Annotated in this window: 13 protein-coding genes; 3 read left to right on the forward strand and 10 right to left on the reverse strand. The window is 41.9% G+C overall.

Going from position 1 to position 19,360, the window contains the following annotated elements; translation table 11 throughout:
• Positions 1-82 precede the first annotated feature (82 nt).
• The 5 genes from LX64_RS06650 to LX64_RS06670 all read right to left on the reverse strand — a co-directional run bounded on the left by LX64_RS06650 (position 83) and on the right by LX64_RS06670 (position 8,306).
• Positions 83-1,516, reverse strand: coding sequence for a RagB/SusD family nutrient uptake outer membrane protein (locus tag LX64_RS06650; RefSeq protein ID WP_111596823.1), 1,434 nt, complete (start codon positions 1,514-1,516; stop codon positions 83-85).
• Between the two features lie 18 nt (positions 1,517-1,534).
• Positions 1,535-5,269, reverse strand: coding sequence for a SusC/RagA family TonB-linked outer membrane protein (locus LX64_RS06655; RefSeq protein ID WP_111596824.1), 3,735 nt, complete (start codon positions 5,267-5,269; stop codon positions 1,535-1,537).
• Positions 5,270-5,407: 138 nt separating this feature from the next.
• Positions 5,408-6,583: a FecR family protein gene (locus tag LX64_RS06660; protein ID WP_158538556.1), complete on the reverse strand. Its 1,176-nt coding sequence runs from the start codon at positions 6,581-6,583 to the stop codon at positions 5,408-5,410.
• Between the two features lie 73 nt (positions 6,584-6,656).
• Positions 6,657-7,241 (reverse strand): RNA polymerase sigma factor, encoded by a 585-nt coding sequence (locus tag LX64_RS06665; protein ID WP_111596826.1) that lies wholly within the window; start codon positions 7,239-7,241, stop codon positions 6,657-6,659.
• Between the two features lie 294 nt (positions 7,242-7,535).
• Positions 7,536-8,306: a nuclear transport factor 2 family protein gene (locus tag LX64_RS06670; RefSeq protein ID WP_158538557.1), complete on the reverse strand. Its 771-nt coding sequence runs from the start codon at positions 8,304-8,306 to the stop codon at positions 7,536-7,538.
• Between the two features lie 249 nt (positions 8,307-8,555).
• Between LX64_RS06670 and LX64_RS06675 the strand changes: the two genes are divergently transcribed.
• Complete coding sequence (locus tag LX64_RS06675) at positions 8,556-9,365, forward strand: carbon-nitrogen hydrolase family protein (RefSeq protein ID WP_111596828.1); 810 nt, start codon at positions 8,556-8,558, stop codon at positions 9,363-9,365.
• 630 nt (positions 9,366-9,995) lie between these two features.
• On the opposite strand, the gene LX64_RS06680 is transcribed toward LX64_RS06675, so the two are convergent.
• Positions 9,996-10,811 (reverse strand): hypothetical protein, encoded by an 816-nt coding sequence (locus LX64_RS06680; protein WP_148707221.1) that lies wholly within the window; start codon positions 10,809-10,811, stop codon positions 9,996-9,998.
• 98 nt (positions 10,812-10,909) lie between these two features.
• On the opposite strand from LX64_RS06680, the gene LX64_RS06685 reads away from it, so the two are divergent.
• Together LX64_RS06685 and LX64_RS06690 are read left to right on the forward strand one after the other, a co-directional pair.
• Entirely contained in the window at positions 10,910-11,320 is a 411-nt protein-coding gene (locus LX64_RS06685; protein WP_111596830.1) for an NUDIX hydrolase, read from the forward strand.
• Between the two features lie 249 nt (positions 11,321-11,569).
• Positions 11,570-13,195, forward strand: coding sequence for a glycosyl hydrolase family 18 protein (locus tag LX64_RS06690; protein ID WP_111596831.1), 1,626 nt, complete (start codon positions 11,570-11,572; stop codon positions 13,193-13,195).
• 177 nt (positions 13,196-13,372) lie between these two features.
• Here LX64_RS06690 and LX64_RS06695 read toward each other — a convergent pair whose 3' ends face one another.
• From LX64_RS06695 to LX64_RS06710, 4 genes are all read right to left on the reverse strand, one after another.
• Complete coding sequence (locus LX64_RS06695) at positions 13,373-14,533, reverse strand: FAD-dependent oxidoreductase (RefSeq protein ID WP_111596832.1); 1,161 nt, start codon at positions 14,531-14,533, stop codon at positions 13,373-13,375.
• A 6-nt stretch (positions 14,534-14,539) separates the two neighbouring features.
• Complete coding sequence (locus LX64_RS06700; RefSeq protein ID WP_111596833.1) at positions 14,540-15,148, reverse strand: TetR/AcrR family transcriptional regulator; 609 nt, start codon at positions 15,146-15,148, stop codon at positions 14,540-14,542.
• Between the two features lie 430 nt (positions 15,149-15,578).
• Positions 15,579-16,484, reverse strand: a complete 906-nt coding sequence (locus LX64_RS06705) for a FimB/Mfa2 family fimbrial subunit (RefSeq protein ID WP_111596834.1) — start codon at positions 16,482-16,484, stop codon at positions 15,579-15,581.
• A gap of 336 nt (positions 16,485-16,820) precedes the next feature.
• Positions 16,821-19,358, reverse strand: coding sequence for a polynucleotide kinase-phosphatase (locus tag LX64_RS06710; protein ID WP_111596835.1), 2,538 nt, complete (start codon positions 19,356-19,358; stop codon positions 16,821-16,823).
• Between the last annotated feature and the right edge of the window lie 2 nt (positions 19,359-19,360).

Genomic DNA, 19,360 nt, shown 5'->3' on the forward strand with positions numbered 1-19,360 from the left:
TGTTGGCAATATTTTGAACATAGGTTTCCTAAACACCGTGCAACTTTTGGCTGCACGGTGCAAATATGATAAGTATTAAAGCTTACCAGGGAACTGATTCCCCGCTGTTAACGGTGAGTGTAAGGTTCTTCTTCAACACATCCTGCGCAAATGGTAAGATGTATAATTTTGAATTCGGTGGTAATGTGTAGGTTTGCTGTGGAACAGTGGTACGTACAAGCGGGAATTTACGTACAATTGTTTTCGCATACTCCGGCTCGGTATTAAATCTCCTCAAATCCCAGAAACGGTTAAAACCAAATAACAATTCCTTTCTACGCTCCGCAATAATAATACGCACTACATCTTCTTTCGTTCCAGGCACCTCCAGTTTAGCTTCCGTAGCATTGGTAATACGTTTCGAACGCAACATATTAACGATATCCATCGCTCCTTGTAAGTTGCCTTCACGTGCTAAGCACTCCGCCAACATCAAATGTACTTCTGGTGTTTTCAATCCTACTGTAGGGTAAAAGAAGTTCGTAAACTTCACATTCCAATAAGCAGTACCACTGCCAATATCTAAGAAGGAAGCATTCGTAGCATTGAAGAACAAATTATAACGCGCATCATTTTTACCAAATAATTGCACCAATTCTGGACTAATAATACAAGTATAACCGAAGTTCAATTCGTTACGACCTGTCATATAATGGTAGCTCAAATTCTCGGGATTTACACCGGCAGGGATCAATACTTTACTAGGGCCACCTTGGGTAGTGTAAGTTACCAAGTCAAACACCTCGCTATTCAAAGCCAATGCTTGTTGTGCGGCGGCCTTTGCTTTATCCCATTCCTTCTTAAACAAATGCACCTTTGCTTTAAATGCATACGCAAATACTAAACTCGGGTGGTATACATCTTTCGGTGTTTTCTGTAAGAACGGAATCGACTCGTCGAGGTCTTTCTCAATAAACTGGTACACTTGCTCTACCGATGCCTTAGAAGGTTGCGCTTCCAGGTCGTATTTATCCATCATGCAAATACCGCCATCGGTTGCTGCTGTAGCTTTATTGTAATGCTTGGCAAAGGAATTCAACAAAATGAAGTGGTCGTAGGCACGTAATACACGCGCCTCGGCTTTAGCCAATGCTTTCATATTATCGTCGCCCTTGCTATTATCTACCAATGAAACAATCATGTTCCAACGGTTGATGTACTCGTATGTACGGTTGTACAGGGTAGAGCTAGTCATATAATTCACCCTGCTTTCTGTAGAATCGAAGGTGAAATTGATAATATCCATACTCTTGTTCACACCTATTACGTACGATTCACGAATCCATTGGTCGTCGCTTAAGTACTGGAAGTTATTGATGGGGTAAGCGCGGTTGGGATAGCTTACCATGTTGTAGAAGTCTTCCGTTTTCTCTACTACCATTTCACCTTTCGGTGTAAGGTCGAGGTATTTTTTACAGCTGCTCGCAGTGAATATACTAGCGGCTAAGAGTGTATATTTTAAGAAGTTGTTGTTCATTTTCTTTCCATTGTAACATTAAAAACTAAGTGCTGCGCCTACTAAGAATGATCTTGGAATTGGCAAGCTGCGTGTAACGCTGTTCAAGCTGGCTGCTTCTGGATCTAATCCTTCTTTATTAGCCGTCCACAACCACAAGTTGTTGGCTTGCGCGGTAAGACGCAATTGTTTTGCGTGGAGGAACTTCAATACATTATTGTTGACTGTATAAGAAAGCGAAACGTTTCTCAATCGTACCGATGATGCATCGAGGATGTTGATATCGGAATAACGATAATAAGAAGAAACCGACGACACCGAAGAAAGGAAGCTGCTTGGATAATCGATTTCTAAACGCGGCGCATCTGCCGTTGCTCCATCTTTCCAACGGTTTGTAATTTCTTTTGTATTCTGTGTTACACCCGATAAATCCATTACGTCTTTACGCATCTTGTGCCCCGCATAGAAAGCAAACAAGGCGTTCAATTGGAAACCTTTGTAATAAATGCTCTGTTGGAAAGAACCCGATATTTTAGGGATCATCGTGCCCATCAAGCGAATGGCTGAAGGGTTATTCACTTGCTTCATGGAAGTAGGGTTACCATCTTTATCGAACGTGATATTAGGTTCACCATTTTCATCCAATACATACGGGTAACCATTTGTCATACCACCATATTGATAAGCATACAAAGCATTGTACGGTGTATTATCGAAGAAATAGAAGGTGGGAGAACTGATGATATTGTATGCACTTGTCGTTAAACTGTTCACTTTCTCAATTCTATTCTTGTTATAGGCAAACACGATGGTAGACCCTACACGCAAATCCTTCTTCCTAATATATTCACCCGATAAGTTCACTTCAATCCCCTTGTTACTCATTTCACCGTTGTTCAAGCTAATTTTGGTAGAACCCACAGTAGGATCCAAATCCGTTTGAACAATCAAATCAGTACTGTACTTGCGGTAATAATCGATTGTACCACGAATACGACCATCATACAAGGTAACATCAACACCCAAGTTCGCTGTTGCTGTTTTCTCCCAACGCAATTTAGGATTCGGTAACCTCGTTAAATCGATGTATTGTAAATCGGTGAATAAGTTATCTGATTTAATTTTCGCTGTAATGAAAGGTGAGGAAGACTGGTCAACGTTCCCATTTACACCATACGTTGCACGCACCTTTAAGAAATCGACCATCGGGAATGCTTGCATGAACGGCTCACTTGTTACGTTCCAACCCGCACCTAACGACCATAAAGGCCTGTAACGGTACTTAGGATCAACCCCAAATAAATCGGCTTGGTCCATACGAATACTTCCGGTTAAGTTATATTTCCCTTCGTAGGTGTAACCAAAGTTGGCGTAACTTGATACATACCGGTGTAAAGATTCTGTTTGTGTTTTGCTAGGCGTATATCCCAATGTAGTATTGCCATACAAATAACTATCAATACCCGACTCGTTCAAGGTGGCCCAATCCGTTACTACAGAAGTAAGCGTAACTGGGTTATAACCATAACGCAAAGAAGTAATGCTGCGCGGTGCTTTCGACTCACGCATTTCAAAACCACCAATGGCAGTAATATCATGTGTTTTACCGTTAATGCGGAAGGTATTATCGTAATCTAATTGATGACGGAACGTATAGTTATTCGCTCTTGATTCCGATTGGTAAAAGCGATCACCCGCAGGCACATAACGCGTATACTTATTCGTTGCACTGCTATAGCTACTCATACCGTTATACAAGTAGCGCATTTTGTAAGACGCTTCTTCATTGTAAGTTTCTGTACGGTTGGACCCCATTTCGTACTGAAACTTCATATTATATCGCAAACCCGGTAATAGCTTTACTTGCATATCGGTGAAAGCACGTAAACGCAATACATCCGTTTTCGTTTTGCCGTAGTTGAGTTCGTCTAAAACATTAAATGTAATAGGTTTGAAGTTACCATTTGCTTTCAAGGCTTCCGCCACCACGCTATTCATGGCACCCGAAGAGGAGAAACCATCTGATAAGTTCACGTAATCACGGTATACTCTTTTCCCGCTTGCATCAACAATTGGTGTATACAGTTCAAACTTTGAAAAATCTTCGTAACTGTTATCTGTAGAAACGCTACGATTGTACGCAGTATTGGTTCCCACGGTTACACTCAACCATTTCTTCACATTGTAAGTAGATTTCATGTACAAGGTGAAGTTGTTGGATGTATTGTTAATTACATCCCCTTGTTCTGTATCATAGTTCAAAGAGAGGTAAGTATTGTTTTTATCCGTGGCTGTACTAAGTGCTAGGTTATAACGCTTGCGTACATTATTTTGGTTAACGTATTTTTTATACTGATCGATGTAATTGATATTTCTCCACTGGTCGAGCGTATTAGCTACCTGGTCGGCCGACAATTTGCCTTCTGCTTGGTTGCGATACAACGCATACAAAGGTGAATAATAACGAATAGGACCCGCACCTAAGCTACCATAGTACTTGAAGAAATCGGCATCAGTAGCGTATTTACTCCTTTGGTACTTATACACATCCGTTTCATAATCAATCATATCACCCGTGGAAGCATAATTCATGGCATCATAATTAGGCTTCTCCGTAACGAAGTAATCTACGTTTGCACTCAACGTTGTTTCACCACGTTTACCTTGCTTGGTGGTTAATACAATTACCCCATTCGCTGCCCTTGCACCATAAATGGAAGCTGCTGCCGCATCTTTCAATACAGTGATCGATTCAATATCGTAGGGGTTGATTTGATCTAAACTACCTTCCGTAATTAATCCATCAATAACTAATAAAGGCTGTGTGCCAATACCAAGCGAATAAGTACTAATACCGCGAATCATCGGTTTTCCTTGGAATAAGCTAAAGCCGGCAACCTTTCCTTCAATAGCACCCGATAAGTTCGCGTTAATATGTTGGTTAATTTGTTCGTTACTCAATTTCGTAGCGGCCGCTGTAGAACGTTCTTTCGATACATTTTGGAAACCGGTGTTCATAATAGAAATCTCTTCCAATGCACGTACCGATAATTCCAATTTAATATAAACATGTAAAGAACCATCTTCCTTCATTACAGGCATTACACCTTTAACGGCTGATGAACGCTTGCAACAATCGGCAACGCTTACCAATACCGGTCTGAAACCTAATGAACTAATCTCTAATTCAGCATTCGGTGCTACGTTCTTTAATATAAAATAACCGCGTTCATCGGTGGTAGTACCCACCGTTTCGCCTTTTACCCTAATAGCAACACCCGGCACAGCTCGCCCATCATCACCGGTAATATTACCCGATACCACGGGCACCACTTGTTGCTCCATGGTGGGCAAAGGAATATTAGCTGCTGTAACTGTTTTCTTGATGAAAATGGTTTTGCCTTCAATGGTAAACCCAAGCGGCTGCCCTTTTAAAATCTCCGACAAAAACGCTTGCAGCGGCATTTTATGCGCGGCTATACTAACAGGCGCTAGGCTAGTTAGCTGGTCGGGGTTATACAACACTACATACCCCGTTTGCTGTTTAATAACAGGAAATATTTTGCTCAACGGCACTTTTTCGGCCGAATAATTCACCGTTTGTGAAATCCCGTTTGCAGTGATATGCAAACAAAAAGCTAGCATAAAAAAGGCATAAAGACGTACCACGCGCATAATTTTGGTTGTAACCCGGTTCCTTGCAGCGCCTGCCGAAGTACTCGCCGTTTGACATAGTGCATAGCGAGCCCGGTTACTAAAAGTGTAAAAAAACATACTTTTGTAACGGTTTTTGGTTGAGTAATAAATGACCTACAGTTGTTATTATGAGATTACCAGGAACTGCCGCCGGGTGTGTTGCCGCACGCCCGGTTTTTATTTTTACCTGTAACCCCGGAAATTCTTATATCCTATTTATTGTCGTACTATTAATTTCCTTCCTTCAATTGTTATATCCAATCCCATCGCGCTTAATCCCTTCACCACCTGGTCGAAACTCAAATCGCGCTGCATCTCCCCTTCAAATACGGCGGTGGGCTGGCCATTTGGATATACCACTTCCACATCGTACCAGCGGGCAATTTGCTTCAGCACTTCCGTTACCGGTGTGCGGTGCTTGAACATAAATGTGCCATTCTTCCAAGCCAGCACTTCGTCGATATCCACGGCCTTCACTTCAATACCTTGCTGGTTATCTACTACAACTGCTTGTTCTCCCGGCTTAATCAAAGTAGCTTTGTTACCTGCAAACACTTTCACGCTTCCTTCTGCCAGCGTAGCTTTCACACTATTATCGTTCTCGTAGGTTTGAATATTAAAATGGGTACCCAAAACTTCTATGTAAACATTTTTACGCGTTATTACCCTAAACGGCATGCGTTGCTGCGAACCCGGCATCGTCAATTTTGCTACCTCGAAATACGCTTCCCCTTGCACGTTTACTACGCGACCTTGGGTATCGAATTTTGTAGGCACAAGCAATGTGGAAGCCGCGTTTAACCATGCTTTTGTACCGTCGGGTAATACTAATTGTATCTGCCTGCCTTTCGGGGTACTCACCGTGGTAAACGTATTCGGATCACCGGCCTCATTCGGCATAAACACTAATTGACCGTTTTTCTTTACGATAGTTTGCCCATTTTGTGCCGCCACGGTGCCGTTGGCTGCAGAATCTAGGGAAACCTGCGAGCCGTCGGCTAACGTGAGAATAGCACCGTCTTTCCCCGGCACAACTTGCGCAACCGTAACGGTTGGCGCTTTTACGGGATGTTGACGGTTGATGTAATACATCGTTCCTACGGTGAGTAATAAAGCAATGCTCGCCGCTGTCAACCAAATACGGCGTAGTGGCATTACTTTTTTCGTAGGTCTATGTAAAATATGTGCAGCGCCCTTCTCTAATTCACTTTCGCTGATATGCGCGGTGATATTAGATTCAGCAGCCATTTTAGTCAAAATATCTATCACAATGGGTCGAAGTTCTGCTTGCAACAACAAAGTCTCCAGCTCGGTAGATTCTTCTGCCGTGGCGGTTCCTTCGCTATAGCGCGCAAGTAAATACTCCATACGATGGATGTCGGTATGCATCATGCAATGAATTAGGTGTATAATAAGAGTAACGATGGAGTGAAACGGAAGGACTATTCCCCCCTCAAAAAAAATTTTACCCCAGGATAGTAAGCAAGATTTTGTTGGCATTATGTATGAAGCTTCGCACGGCTTTGAGGGCGGTCACCATTTGGTTTTTCACGGTATTGGTAGAAATGCCTAGTTGTTCGGCAATTTCTTGGTGACTCTTGCCTTCTATGCGCGACATTCGGAAAATTAACTGTCGTTGTGCCGGTAATTGCCGGATGGCTTCATCTAAAAGACCTTTTTGTTGCCATTCATCGATATGGTCGGCAACATTATTGGAAGCATGGTGGTTAGCTTGAAATTGGATGAGGAGTTCGTGTAGTTTGGATTCGCTGGCTGCTTTCCTAATGGCGTCGTAGGCTAAGTTAGCAGCTACCCGGAATAACCAAGGCGCAGAATATCCTTTATCGGCTAACATTTCGCGGTGTTCCCATAAGCGCGTAAATGTTTCCTGTAAAATCTCTTCTGTAATAATGGCCGACTTGGTAATCGACACAACAAAACCGTATAACTTAGGGTAATAATAATAGTATACATCCTTAAAAGCTTCCTGCTCTCCCGCAGCAATCTGCTGGAAAAGCCCTACTTCATTATATAAAGGAGATACCGCCATACACCGAACATTCCGAACAAAAATATTACAAATTCAAATTTTTCTCCCCAATTATTTGACAAATTGATTGTTTTTTGCCCAAAAACTACCAGGATAACTGAACGCTGGGTTAACATATAAGATATTTTCTACGTAGGTTTCACTGTTTTGTGGTCAACTGTTGAAGATAGACCGGCTTTAGTGGCGTCGCACACTTCAACGCTCGTTCTTTATGAACCGTAGGTAATATATCGCCCAATACCTCGTGCTCATAAGCACCCACTTAAATATATAAGGATGGATTAGCCGCAAATCCTATTTCACTTTCAACATTTCTTCCACGATCTTTTCATCCTCGCGCACAATCAATTTATCCTTCACAAACTCGAACGTAAGATCTCGTTCAGCAGCAAAGAATTGATGAGACGCCATCGGGTAAATGTCGAATGTTTTACCATTCATGATAAAAGTAAGTTTCCCTTTTTGCACCTTTGCTTCCAAAGAGGTGCTAGGCCCTTTGTAGGTTCCTTCGAAACGTTTAACAGCGGCCGCGGATAAACTGATCTCTTTGTACTTCGCATGAAAATCGGCAGGACCATGATCATAACTGAGTACACGTTTCATCTTCCACTGGCCATTATCCAACACCCATAAGTGTGTGAACCGGGCTTGGCCATCTAATCGAGATGTACCTTTCTCCAAGATGAAGAATACATGCTCACCTGTAATAATGGCGCCATACACTTGCCCATTGCTCTTCATGGGATACACTTTTACAGTACCTGGCACAGCTTCTCTACGCAAGCGAAAATCTTTTTCCGTGTTACATAAATTGTTCTTAAAAGTGGTTACTTCTTCTTTTGAACCCAGCGTAATACCTCCTTTATCGTGGTAAAACTCTAAATCATCCGTGAAGAAAGTAGCAAACTTAGCAATATCGCATTCGTTATAAGATTTCCAGAATGCACTATCGAGTTGCAGGATCTTTTGTTGGATGTCTTGAGCGTCATTTTGTTGTGCATTTGTAGGGGAAATCCCAACCAATAGCAGTAAAAAAACCACGCAGCATCTTTGCAATATTTTCATATATGGGCGATTTACAAGAAAGATACAACATTGCATATTTAAAAATTTCAATCAATGCACTTCTTTATCAACATCAAAAACCAAATACCTTCAAACCCAATGCAGTATTACATTACAGCAACGCAACAATTTTTTATTTTTAGAAATACCTATAGGTAAACTTTTCAAAAAACAGTTGCATACACCTGTATCTAGCGCACGCATATAAGGGTAAATCTTTAACTTGCCATCACCTTAAAAGCTCGATGTATGAAAATAGCTATTGCCTCGCCACCTTTGCCTAGTACTATTAAAGAAGGATTATATTGGCTCGATAAACTTGTTGCTGAAGCTGCTGAACAAGCTGCTCGTATTGTGTGCTTTCCAGAATCATTTATTCCAGGCTATCCCTTACCGAACCATCCACCGGTAACAGAAAGGAATCAACCGGCCCTGCAAGCAGCATTAGATCATGCGGCAGCAACAGCCGCGAAGTACCAAATGGGTATTATACTACCCATGGATTGGTTTGAAGGCGATTCATTACTAAACGTGGCATTCGTTATTGCACCGGATGGTAGTGTATTAGGCTACCAAGCCAAAACACAACTCGATCCAACTGAAGAAGTTATTTGGAAAGCAGGTACTGCACACCGCGTATTTACGATAGATGAATTAACTTTTGGCATCACCATTTGCCACGAAGGTTTCCGCTACCCCGAATCGGTTAGATGGCCGGCACGCCGTGGTGCACAAGTAGTTTTCCATCCTCATTGCACAGGCAGTAATGTCGACGAAGCCGAGATGCTAACAGAATGGGGCGCAATATCAAACCCCTACTACGAAAAAGCGATGATGATGCGATCAATGGAAAATACCATCTTTTTCGCCAGTGCTAATTACGCAATGCGTTATCCCGAATCGGCCAGCTCCCTCATCGCACCGAATGGAACTTGCTTAGCGCATGCACCTTACGGCGAACCGGGGGTGTTCGTATACGACATTAACTTAGCGGAAGCAACAGGCTTACTGGCGAAACGCTACAAACCGGCAAACTTTGCAGAAGAAGCGGTAATATAATTAGGTCTTACAACCGCTACGTCATATTGACACTTTGCGTATGTTTCTACCTATAATATCAAATATTAAAACCATGTTTTGAAACGTTGATGGGTATTATCTTTCAATGTTCTTCAATGTATGTGCTAATATATTTTAAAGGGTTTGAAGCTTGTTACATATATAGGAGATATACCTGGGTAGTATATTTTAGGCTGTATTTTAAGCTGGTATTGAGAAGAGATATATTTTGATATATAGGAGTTATATTTTTTCCGCTAGAACGCCTTGCTGGCTTGGATATAAGCCCAAAACCACTAATATTCTTGCCTCAAACGCAATGCTGCAAAGCATTTGCAAGGTTTTTGAAAATAAGGCCACTTAATTGACTTCAAGTAGGCGATAAGGTCATGCCTAGGAAAAGACAATTCGGGTGCAAATTAAAGGCTAAAAACAGGGTAAATGTGGATGTTTTTAGCCAAGGTTTACCCAATCATAAAACCACCCGGTTGTTATAGTGTAAATGTGCTCATCAACAAACACATTGACAAGTTGTCACCTTGTCGTTCCTTCTTCAATATAAAAAATAAAACCACCCATTCTATGCAAAAAGGGTGGTTTTATGATGCCCATTCATAAGCAATATTACATTTACTTCTGCTGTTGCGCTTCCAATATCTTATGCCAAGCTTCAATTGTAATAACATTCAATTCATCCTTCTCACAATCCCAAATAGATACAAACGAAGGCGATACAACAAAATGTTGCTTCCAACCGGCATACCGGGCATATAACATCAAAGTGCAGATATCGGTAGCCGTTATATATTTATCCGACTCGTTGGTATCGGTATGCAATGAAGCCGCAACGGGTTGTTTATCATCGTATTTTATGGGTACAGCCTGTTTATGCAGTTTTGTAAGGGACTTTATGTGGGTTTTATCATCGAACAACAACAGGTAATCGTTCCCAAACAATACGATATTAGGCTCTTTGGGGCCACTTAGTACGTATACTTTGTGCTTCCCTTCATGTACTAAAGGCACAAAATTAAGGCTGGTATTGGGCAAAAGGTGAACCGAAGTATCTTGTTTTACTTGCTCGAAAGCGGCTTTACGTAGTTTATAATATACAAGCTCTTCGGCCGTGAATTCCCGTGTTTCAGTGTTGGTAATTGCTTCTTGGAGTTGATAGGTACTATCGAATGATATGGTAATGAGTACTTTCGGTTGAGCATCTTTCGAGTAAAACACGCAACTGTACCAATTGCCGGATGGGTACGAAAAATACCCCCCTAAACTCTTCAGCGCACCCGGGAACTTCTCCCGCACTACATCTGTACCATACCACGATGTCATTTCACTCTTATATAATAATAAACCATCTAGCTGGTTTTCAGCTAAAGTGCCTTGCGCTTTAACGAAGAAGGGTGCACATAGCCATAAAATCATATAGAATACTCGCATAGTTGACATTTTTCATGAATGCTGATGTTCTTTTCTATATATATCCATAATCGTACCTATAATTCTATTAGAAATATTGTTTGTAATTTGCCCACGAGATGCAAATAGAACAACTATATACTGCCGGCTTAATTGCTGTGAAGGATAAAAAACTATTACTAGCCTTTAGTAATAATAAGAATGCTTGGTACCTACCGGGTGGTAAAATCGACCCCAGTGAACCTGCCTCGCTAGCCCTCCAACGTGAAATTGAAGAAGAACTAAATGTACAACTCGACCCATCTCAACTCACCTACTATTGTCATATTACCGCACCCGCATATGGCGAAGAGGGGCATATTATCATGGAACAATCCTGCTTCCTCTACAATATTGAAGGCGAAATTCGTCCAAGTAACGAGATTGGTGCCGTCCAATACTTCGATTTAGCCACCTATTTACAAGAACCGGCCCAAGTGATCGGTGTATTAAAAGTATTCGAATTGCTCAAAAACGACCAACTCTTATAATAGCTGCCATCATTTCGCACGCCCCAACTTTTCTTGTATAATAATTGACATATCAATTATATATACATATCGCCTACCCGTACTTTTAAGCTATATATAAAACGTAGTTCACACACTTACACCACTTTAAGCAAGAAATATTGGCCTTGTAGTGGTAATGTAGGGGTGCCATTCCGCAATAAATACTACACCAAACGGTATTTTTGAACCGATTCATAATATTTATTCCACACCCAAAACTGTTCCCGCATGAAACGATTTTTTAACCTCTTTTTATTTTTCCTGTTGATTGCAACAACTGTTTCGGCACAATTCCGCGTGGTAGGTTATATGCCATCGTGGGCAGGTAGCGTTGGAGCCGTTCAGTACAGTAAATTAACCCACATCAATTACGCGTTTTTGTTACCCACAGCAACCGGTGGCCTGCAAGCCATCGAAAACCCTTCTAAACTCCAAAGTCTTGTTTCCACAGCGCACGCCAATAATGTAAAGGTGCTGATCTCTGTTGGTGGCTGGAATAATGGAGATGATAGCGGGTTTGAATCCCTCGCGGCTAATGCCACTTACCGCAACAACTTTGTTAACAACATGATTAATTTCGTCAACACGTACAATCTCGACGGCGTTGATATCGATTGGGAGTACCCCGATGCGGGCGCTTCTGCCAACAACTACATTACGCTTATGACCCAGTTAAGCACCGAAATGCATAACCGGGGCAAATTATTAACCGGCGCTGTAGTCGGTACAAATGGTGGTAGTATTTTAAGCAGTGCTTTTGCATTGGTAGATTTTTATACGCTCATGGCCTATGACTTCAACAGTTACGACCACTCAACATATGCTAATGCCACTTCTTCCGTAAACTACTGGTTAGGTCGTGGCTTACCAAAATCGAAACTCGTGTTAGGTGTACCATTTTATGGTCGCCCTACTTGGGAATCCTTCGCACAATTAATTGCACGTGGTGCTAATCCTTATAACGATATTTTCAGCGGTGTAGGCTACAACGGTATCACTACCATCAAAGCCAAAACCAATTTAGCATTCGACCAAGGAAGCGGCATTATGATCTGGGAACTCTCCCAGGATGCTACAGGTGTTAACTCCTTGCTTACCGCTATCAACGAAGTGGTTATTCAACGCACGGGTAACCCTAATCCAGGTACAGGTGCTCCTATAGGTTCTGTGATTACTTTACGCGGCAATAACAATTTGTACGTAAGCGGTGAAAATGGCACAATTGCCATGACTTGCAACCGTACAGCTCCTCAAACTTGGGAACAATTTTCAGTACTCGATGCAGGCGGTGGCAAAATTGCTTTGCGCAGCATGGCTAAATATGTCTCTTCAGAAAACGGCGCCAACCCGATCACTGCAAACCGAACCAGCATACAAGACTGGGAGAAATTCACATGGGTAAACAACAGCAACGGGACGATCTCCCTATTATGCAACAACGGCGGTTATATTAGCTCTGAGAACGGCGCGGCGCCCATGAGCTCATGGCGTACAGCGAAAGGCACATGGGAATCATTCAATTACAGCGTAGTCGGACCGGTTGCCAATGCACGTAGTGTAGGTCCTGCAACCGGCGAGATCGCTAAAACGGTGGAAAAAGACGATGCTCCCGATTTAAACGTCTATCCTAACCCCATCCAACCGAACAGTACGTTTTCTGTAACATTGAAAAATTACAACCCGGCGTCACCTGTAAGTGTCAACTTGGTGAACATCAACAAACGAGTACTATTTATCCAGCATCCGAATGCGAAAACGTTCACTGTAAGCACTAGCAACGTTGCAAATGGTATATACTTCCTCGAAGTATTACATAACAACAAACGCTTGGTGAAGAAAGTGATCGTACAATAATCCATTCATTCTCCACGCAAAAAGAGGGCGCGCTTCCACACGGCGTTGCCCTTTTTGCTTTTTAATACCTCGTGCCATTAATAAAAAAAGTCCCACGCTAGCAGGACTTTTATATTGATAATGAATTTATTTTATTGATTGTTAGTAACCGGCTGCCATTCAATCTTGTTAATCCATTTATTCTTCCCTTCGATCACCTGAAAAAAGCGCTACTAGATGCTCTAATGCACCTTCACTATGCAAAGCACGAGTTTGCTCCATTGTCATTTCAGCTACGGCCGAGGCTCTTTTGCGCATATTGGTTTCATAATGTGCGATTGCTTCTTGGGAAGAATGAAAAGATGGATGGGTAAATGCATCGGCTAACTCCAAAGCATCGAGCATGGCCATGTTTACGCCTTCACCGGCATATGGGGGCATTAAATGAGCGGCATCGCCCACGATGGTAAGATTCGACTGGGCATCCCACACTTGGTCGAACGGCATGCAATATTGAGGACGTACAGTTAGCGGGTATTTCGCTTGTTCGAATAATGGCCACCAGGTTGCTCCCCATGCAGCAAAATCTTCCTTGAACCAAGCCAGGGCACTGTCTTTATTAGAGAAATCCCAATTGAAAGCTGTGCTCCAATCTGCAGGGGTATTAGCACCCGTGTAAAACACTAAACTGCCATCTCCTTTGGTACTTAAAATCAAGCTCTTACTATTACCCATCACGAATACCTTTCCTCCACCGGTTAATTTCCATAGTTCCGGTACGGCCTCAGCCGCATTATATACACTACCTTCTACAATCGTAACACCGGCATAAAATGGTTTGATATCCGTAAGTAGTGCACGTGTTTTGGAATTGGCGCCATCTGCTCCAATTACGATATCGGCGTACACATCGCTGCCATTATAAAAATAGAGATGCCAACCTGTACCTTCCGGCGACATGGATTTCACTTGGGCATTCCATTGTACTGTGCCGGGTTGTAATGAAGCCAACAAGATTTTACGTAAAGGGCCCCGATCGATTTCTGGGCGATCAAAGCCTTTTTCTGCTGCTTCATTTTCTGCGAATACGATATCGCCTTGGTTATTGGCAACATGGGTTTTATCGGCGCCGGGTCTATAGTTCTCTTTGAATGCATCCATAAGGCCGGCTGCTTCCAAGGCTTTTAAACCCGAGTCATCATGTAAATCTAATGTAGCACCTTGTACGCGTACATGTTCGTGTTCATCACGTTCATAGACTTTTACTTGTAAGCCGCGCATTTGTAATAAGCGTGCTAAGGTAAGGCCACCAGGGCCGCCGCCAATAATGGCAATTGATTTGTTGAGCAATGATTGCATGGTTATTTATTTAATGGTTGTTAACAAGGCGCCTTGGGCAACTGCCTGGCAGCATTCTTTTAAAATCTTACTTGTAATTAATTGTTTGGGCCTGTCCATATACTCGAAATATTCATTCACTAAGTCCATCAAAGGAGCAAATAATAAGGCCCTATACACCCCTATTGGAAATGGCTTGATTCTTTTAGCCTTGATATGAAATTGTAAAAAGTTGTGGATGGGCTTAAAAAACATCCCTTCTTCAATTTGATGTTCTTGGTACGACTTATTCAATAATGGCGACGATTTCCCGTATTGCATCAAAGCAAAGGCTTCGCGGCGTTCTTTGAAGAAAGCGAAAGCATTGGTCCATATAAGCTGTATCCCTCTTTCAAAATCCAAATCTTCTTTAAATCCATGCAGAATGGCGTGTTCATATGCGCCAATCACTTCCTCGATATATAATTTGATTAACAGGTCGTCTTTATCGGTGTATTTCAAATAGATAGTACGCGGGGAGATATTCGCTTCCTTCGCTAACTTCTGCATACTTAGGTTTTCAAGACCTTCTTCTGCTATGATTTTCAAGGCTATATCCTTGATAGCTTGCTCTTTTTGGGTATTCTTCGGTCGCATTGCATTCTTTATTTCAATACAAAAGTAAGTAAACGTTTGTTTACTTATGAATATTCACCATTACATTTACAAGACTTTAACAATTCCCTGGTAAAACTCCTTGGTTATATAATGGCCACTTTATTGGGAAGTTGATAGGTAGATTTAACCATTATTATCTCGAGAGAAACCGCTTCGATAAATAATAAACGAAAGGCAGTTCAGACAATACCTCGCATCGTCTCCTATTTATGCCACCATCCTCTAAAACATTTACCCGATGCAAATAATTTCATCAGCACTTATACTAACATTCATTTCATGAATACTTCTAATCGATAACACCCATATATCAATGCCAAATAAACAATACAGTTTATGACATAAAAAAACCCAGTGCAAGTAAATTACTCGCACTGGGTATTCATACTTATAGGGCTTAAGTTGGCAATTATTTTTGTTTGAATGGCACAAAAATTTCGCCATTCCAAGCATCATTAACGCGTACTACAAAGTTGCCATTATTCAAACGACCTTCTACAATTGTACGTTTATTGCGTTCGCATCTAACATTGTGAATTTGCTTTACTGTAGTTTGCGCAGTATACAAATTCGTTTGCTCGATGTTAATAGTGAATGCACGCGCAGTATTCAGCATAAAGTCGCCGAAATAACCGGTAGGTAATCTTCTCAATTTTTTAATGATACTATCGCTAGAAGCAAATGATGGGTAATCATAGGCAAAATAATATCCCGCCGATTCTGCATCTACCGTTACAGTCGTTGTTATCATTGGATCATAATTAACAGCATCTAAAATGCGAACTTCCAAGCTACCGTTTAATCTTTCTAAAGTAACGGTATCAATCGTAACACGACCAGTAGTGGTTACATCAACAACTAGTTTCTTATAGAACAAACTAGGTAAAGGTAAAGAGTCTAATCCCGGGAAATGCAAGCCACTATTAGCATAGTTGAAATCATACATTTGACCAATGTTGATCTCACCTAATAAATTCTCAGGAGAAGCAATAAGAATTACATTATAACGACCTGGGTACAAGGTATCGAATACCTCACCAAAATTAGGATCAGCAGCCGAAGTAATCCTGTAAGAAGCTACGTGTTGTGTATTATCATCGTACGCTAAATAATACAAGTGGTTTACATTGCCACCAACATCTTGGCGGGCTTGGACATTATTGTCTACTTTTTGCGTAAATCCCGTTACGCCAATATGTACAGGTACCTTTGACTGTGCAGTTACAACACGCGGTGTAGTATGTTCTTTTCTGCAAGCAACAATAAGGATACATAACGCTAGGACAATAGCGCCGGGCACAAACAACTTTTTCATGGTTTTTTCTTAGTTGATAAATTTGTTTAAATGTGAAATAAAAACATGATTCGCTCCTCTACAAAGCGCAGGTAACAAAACAGAAATTGCATAGTGATCGGGTTAACGTTTTGTCATTTTTATTAAAAGCTTTATGAGGAATTAAGCGGACACAAATGTACAACAAAAAATCCAATTTGCTAATTTTTTTAGCATTATTTTGAAGATAATTTCTGCTTTGCATACAGGCTTACTTTCCCACCGAAAAATAATTATAAAGGCTGCATAGACTTTACAAAAACGACTACTCGCCTTATAAAACCCAATACAGCCTTATCTTACAACAAACAATCTGCTTTACAACCTAGGATCCACCGGCTCACTTTCAAGCGCCAATATCGCCGTTACGCATTGGTGCACACTTGTTAACCGCTCGCCCGCAACAAAACGCTCTAATGCCTCTACGCCTAACGAGAATTCGCGTAAGGCTAAGCCACGTTTGGTATTCAATCCGCGTTGTTTCAAGCGCTCCAATTGAGCGGCTTCCGTGTACCCCAATCCATATATTATTCGCAAGTATTCTATACCCCGTATTTTAATGGCCGGTTGCACTAAGCCACGCTCGCCCCTGTGTATAAACTGCATAGGTTTTACAACCATGCCTTCACCTCCGGCTGCAGTTAGTGCTAACCACCATTCCGTTGCTATGGCTTCACTGGCAGGGTCGGCAAAATCAACGATTTTATAGGCTGTTGCTTGCATTACGTTCCCTTCTCCACCACAGTATTTTTGCAATGTTTCCATATGCCAAACGTGGTCTTTGTCGAAATACGTTTGCTTTTCCGTTGCCAATAAATGGAACGGCGCTAATGTATAATCTGCTAACGATTGTACTTCCCAGCAATAACGACCGTATGCTTCCACGAATTGATTGGCCATGCTTTCCCGCGCTGTGAATGTTGCTTGTAATTGCTCGATCCCCGGGATATCTTTCACGTTAGATAATACCTTATTAACTGCATGCAAAGCGTTTTTAGCTGCACTACCCGTTCCTGCGTATTGGTGTTGAATCAATCCTTGCGCTTTCGCACTCCATGGCATTAATTCGGCATCCAAACACACCCATTCTGTATGAAATTCATCCCAAAAACCCCGCTCTGTTAATACCCCGGCAATATTGCGAATAAACGCTTGCTCTAATGCTTCATCTCCGAAAAATGCCCGGCCTGTTCTTGTATAACACACCCCCATTTTTCCATCTCCCACACCAAATTTAGCTTCCGCAGCCGCCACATCTTTACAAACAATTACCACGGCTCGGGAACCCATATGCTTCTCTTCGCAAATCACTTTCTCAATTCCATGCTCTTTATAATAGCTGAAGGCCTCCGTTGGATACTCTAAATAGCCAGGCAAGCTACTCGTTTCCGCGGGCGACATAGTAGGCGGTAAATAAATCAACCATTTAGGATCAATACCAAAAAGACTCATCGTTTCAAACCCCGCCGCAACATTTCCCTCGCGTATGGTAATTGTATCCATTAAACGAGATGAGATCAATTGTTTTCCCAACACGGTATCTATATCCAACAAAGCATCATGCTCGTGTTGCATACTAACCGCCGGTTTCTCTATGGGACGTTTTGATACCGCGTAAGTAGCTAATGCATTTACTTGTACAATTTCCTTACTTGGGTAACGTAATGCGGTTAATTTATGCCCGAATACACAGCCGGTATCAATATCAATGGTATTGTTGAACCATTGTGGTTCGTAGATAGGTGTATGGCCAAATACAACCATTGCCTTTCCTTTGTAGTTAGTAGCCCAGTTTAAACGAACAGGTAACCCAAATTCATCTACTTCTCCATTGGTTTCACCGTACATGCAATAATCGCGGATACCTGCCGATGCCCTTCCGATCATGGAGGCTCGTATACCGGCGTGCGCAATTACCAATCTACCTTCATCCAACACGTAGTGACTCGCCATTTCAAATATGAATTTCTCCACCTTGTGCTTGAACTCCGCCGATTCGGCCTCCATTTCTTTCACCGTACATTCCAAGCCATTTTTCACCTCCACTTTCTTACCATTTAACCAACGCATTAACTTATTGTCGTGGTTACCCACCACCGTTAAAGCTTGACCAGCTTCTACCGCATTCATCACAAAGCGTAAAACCCCTGCACTATTCGGTCCACGATCTACCAAATCGCCCACGAACAAGAGCGTACGACCATTGTTCTCCATTAAGCAGTAATTCGCTTTATCGATCTTATAGTCCAATTTCTCTAACAATAAGCACAATTCATCGTAGCACCCGTGCACATCGCCGATAATATCGAAGGGGCCAGTTATGTCACTTCTATCGGTGAACATTCGTTCCCGGAATACCCGTTGAATATTATCTACTTGCTCTTGGTTTCGGTATTCAAAAACGCGTTTGAATCCTTCTTCTTTTAAGTTTCTCCCAGCACGTTTCACCAACGTAACAAAGTTGGCTATAATTTCGAAAGGTATATTCCTATCTGCACGTTCCCTATTCCGTTCAGCACATATTTTCAGTGGTAAGTTCAACACAATGGCAACAGGCATTACATAGTATTTCTTCGCTAAAGCAACCAGTTTCGCCCGGTCTTCTATACGAGCACTCGTAGCATCTACTACGGTGAGTAAGCCTCTACGCAAACGCGTTTCTACCATAAAATGCAATAACTCGAAGGCATCTTTCGTTGCATCCATGTTGTTCTCGTCGTCGCTTACCATAGCACGACAAGCATCACTGCTGATGATTTCTGTATCTTTAAATAATCTTCTCGCCAAGGTACTTTTGCCGGCGCTAGAAGCGCCTATAAGCACAACAAGTGAGAGTTTTGGTATTTTAATGTCCATTG

It is taken from the genome of Chitinophaga skermanii, assembly GCF_003259335.1.
Classification (GTDB): Bacteria; Bacteroidota; Bacteroidia; order Chitinophagales; family Chitinophagaceae; genus Chitinophaga; species Chitinophaga skermanii.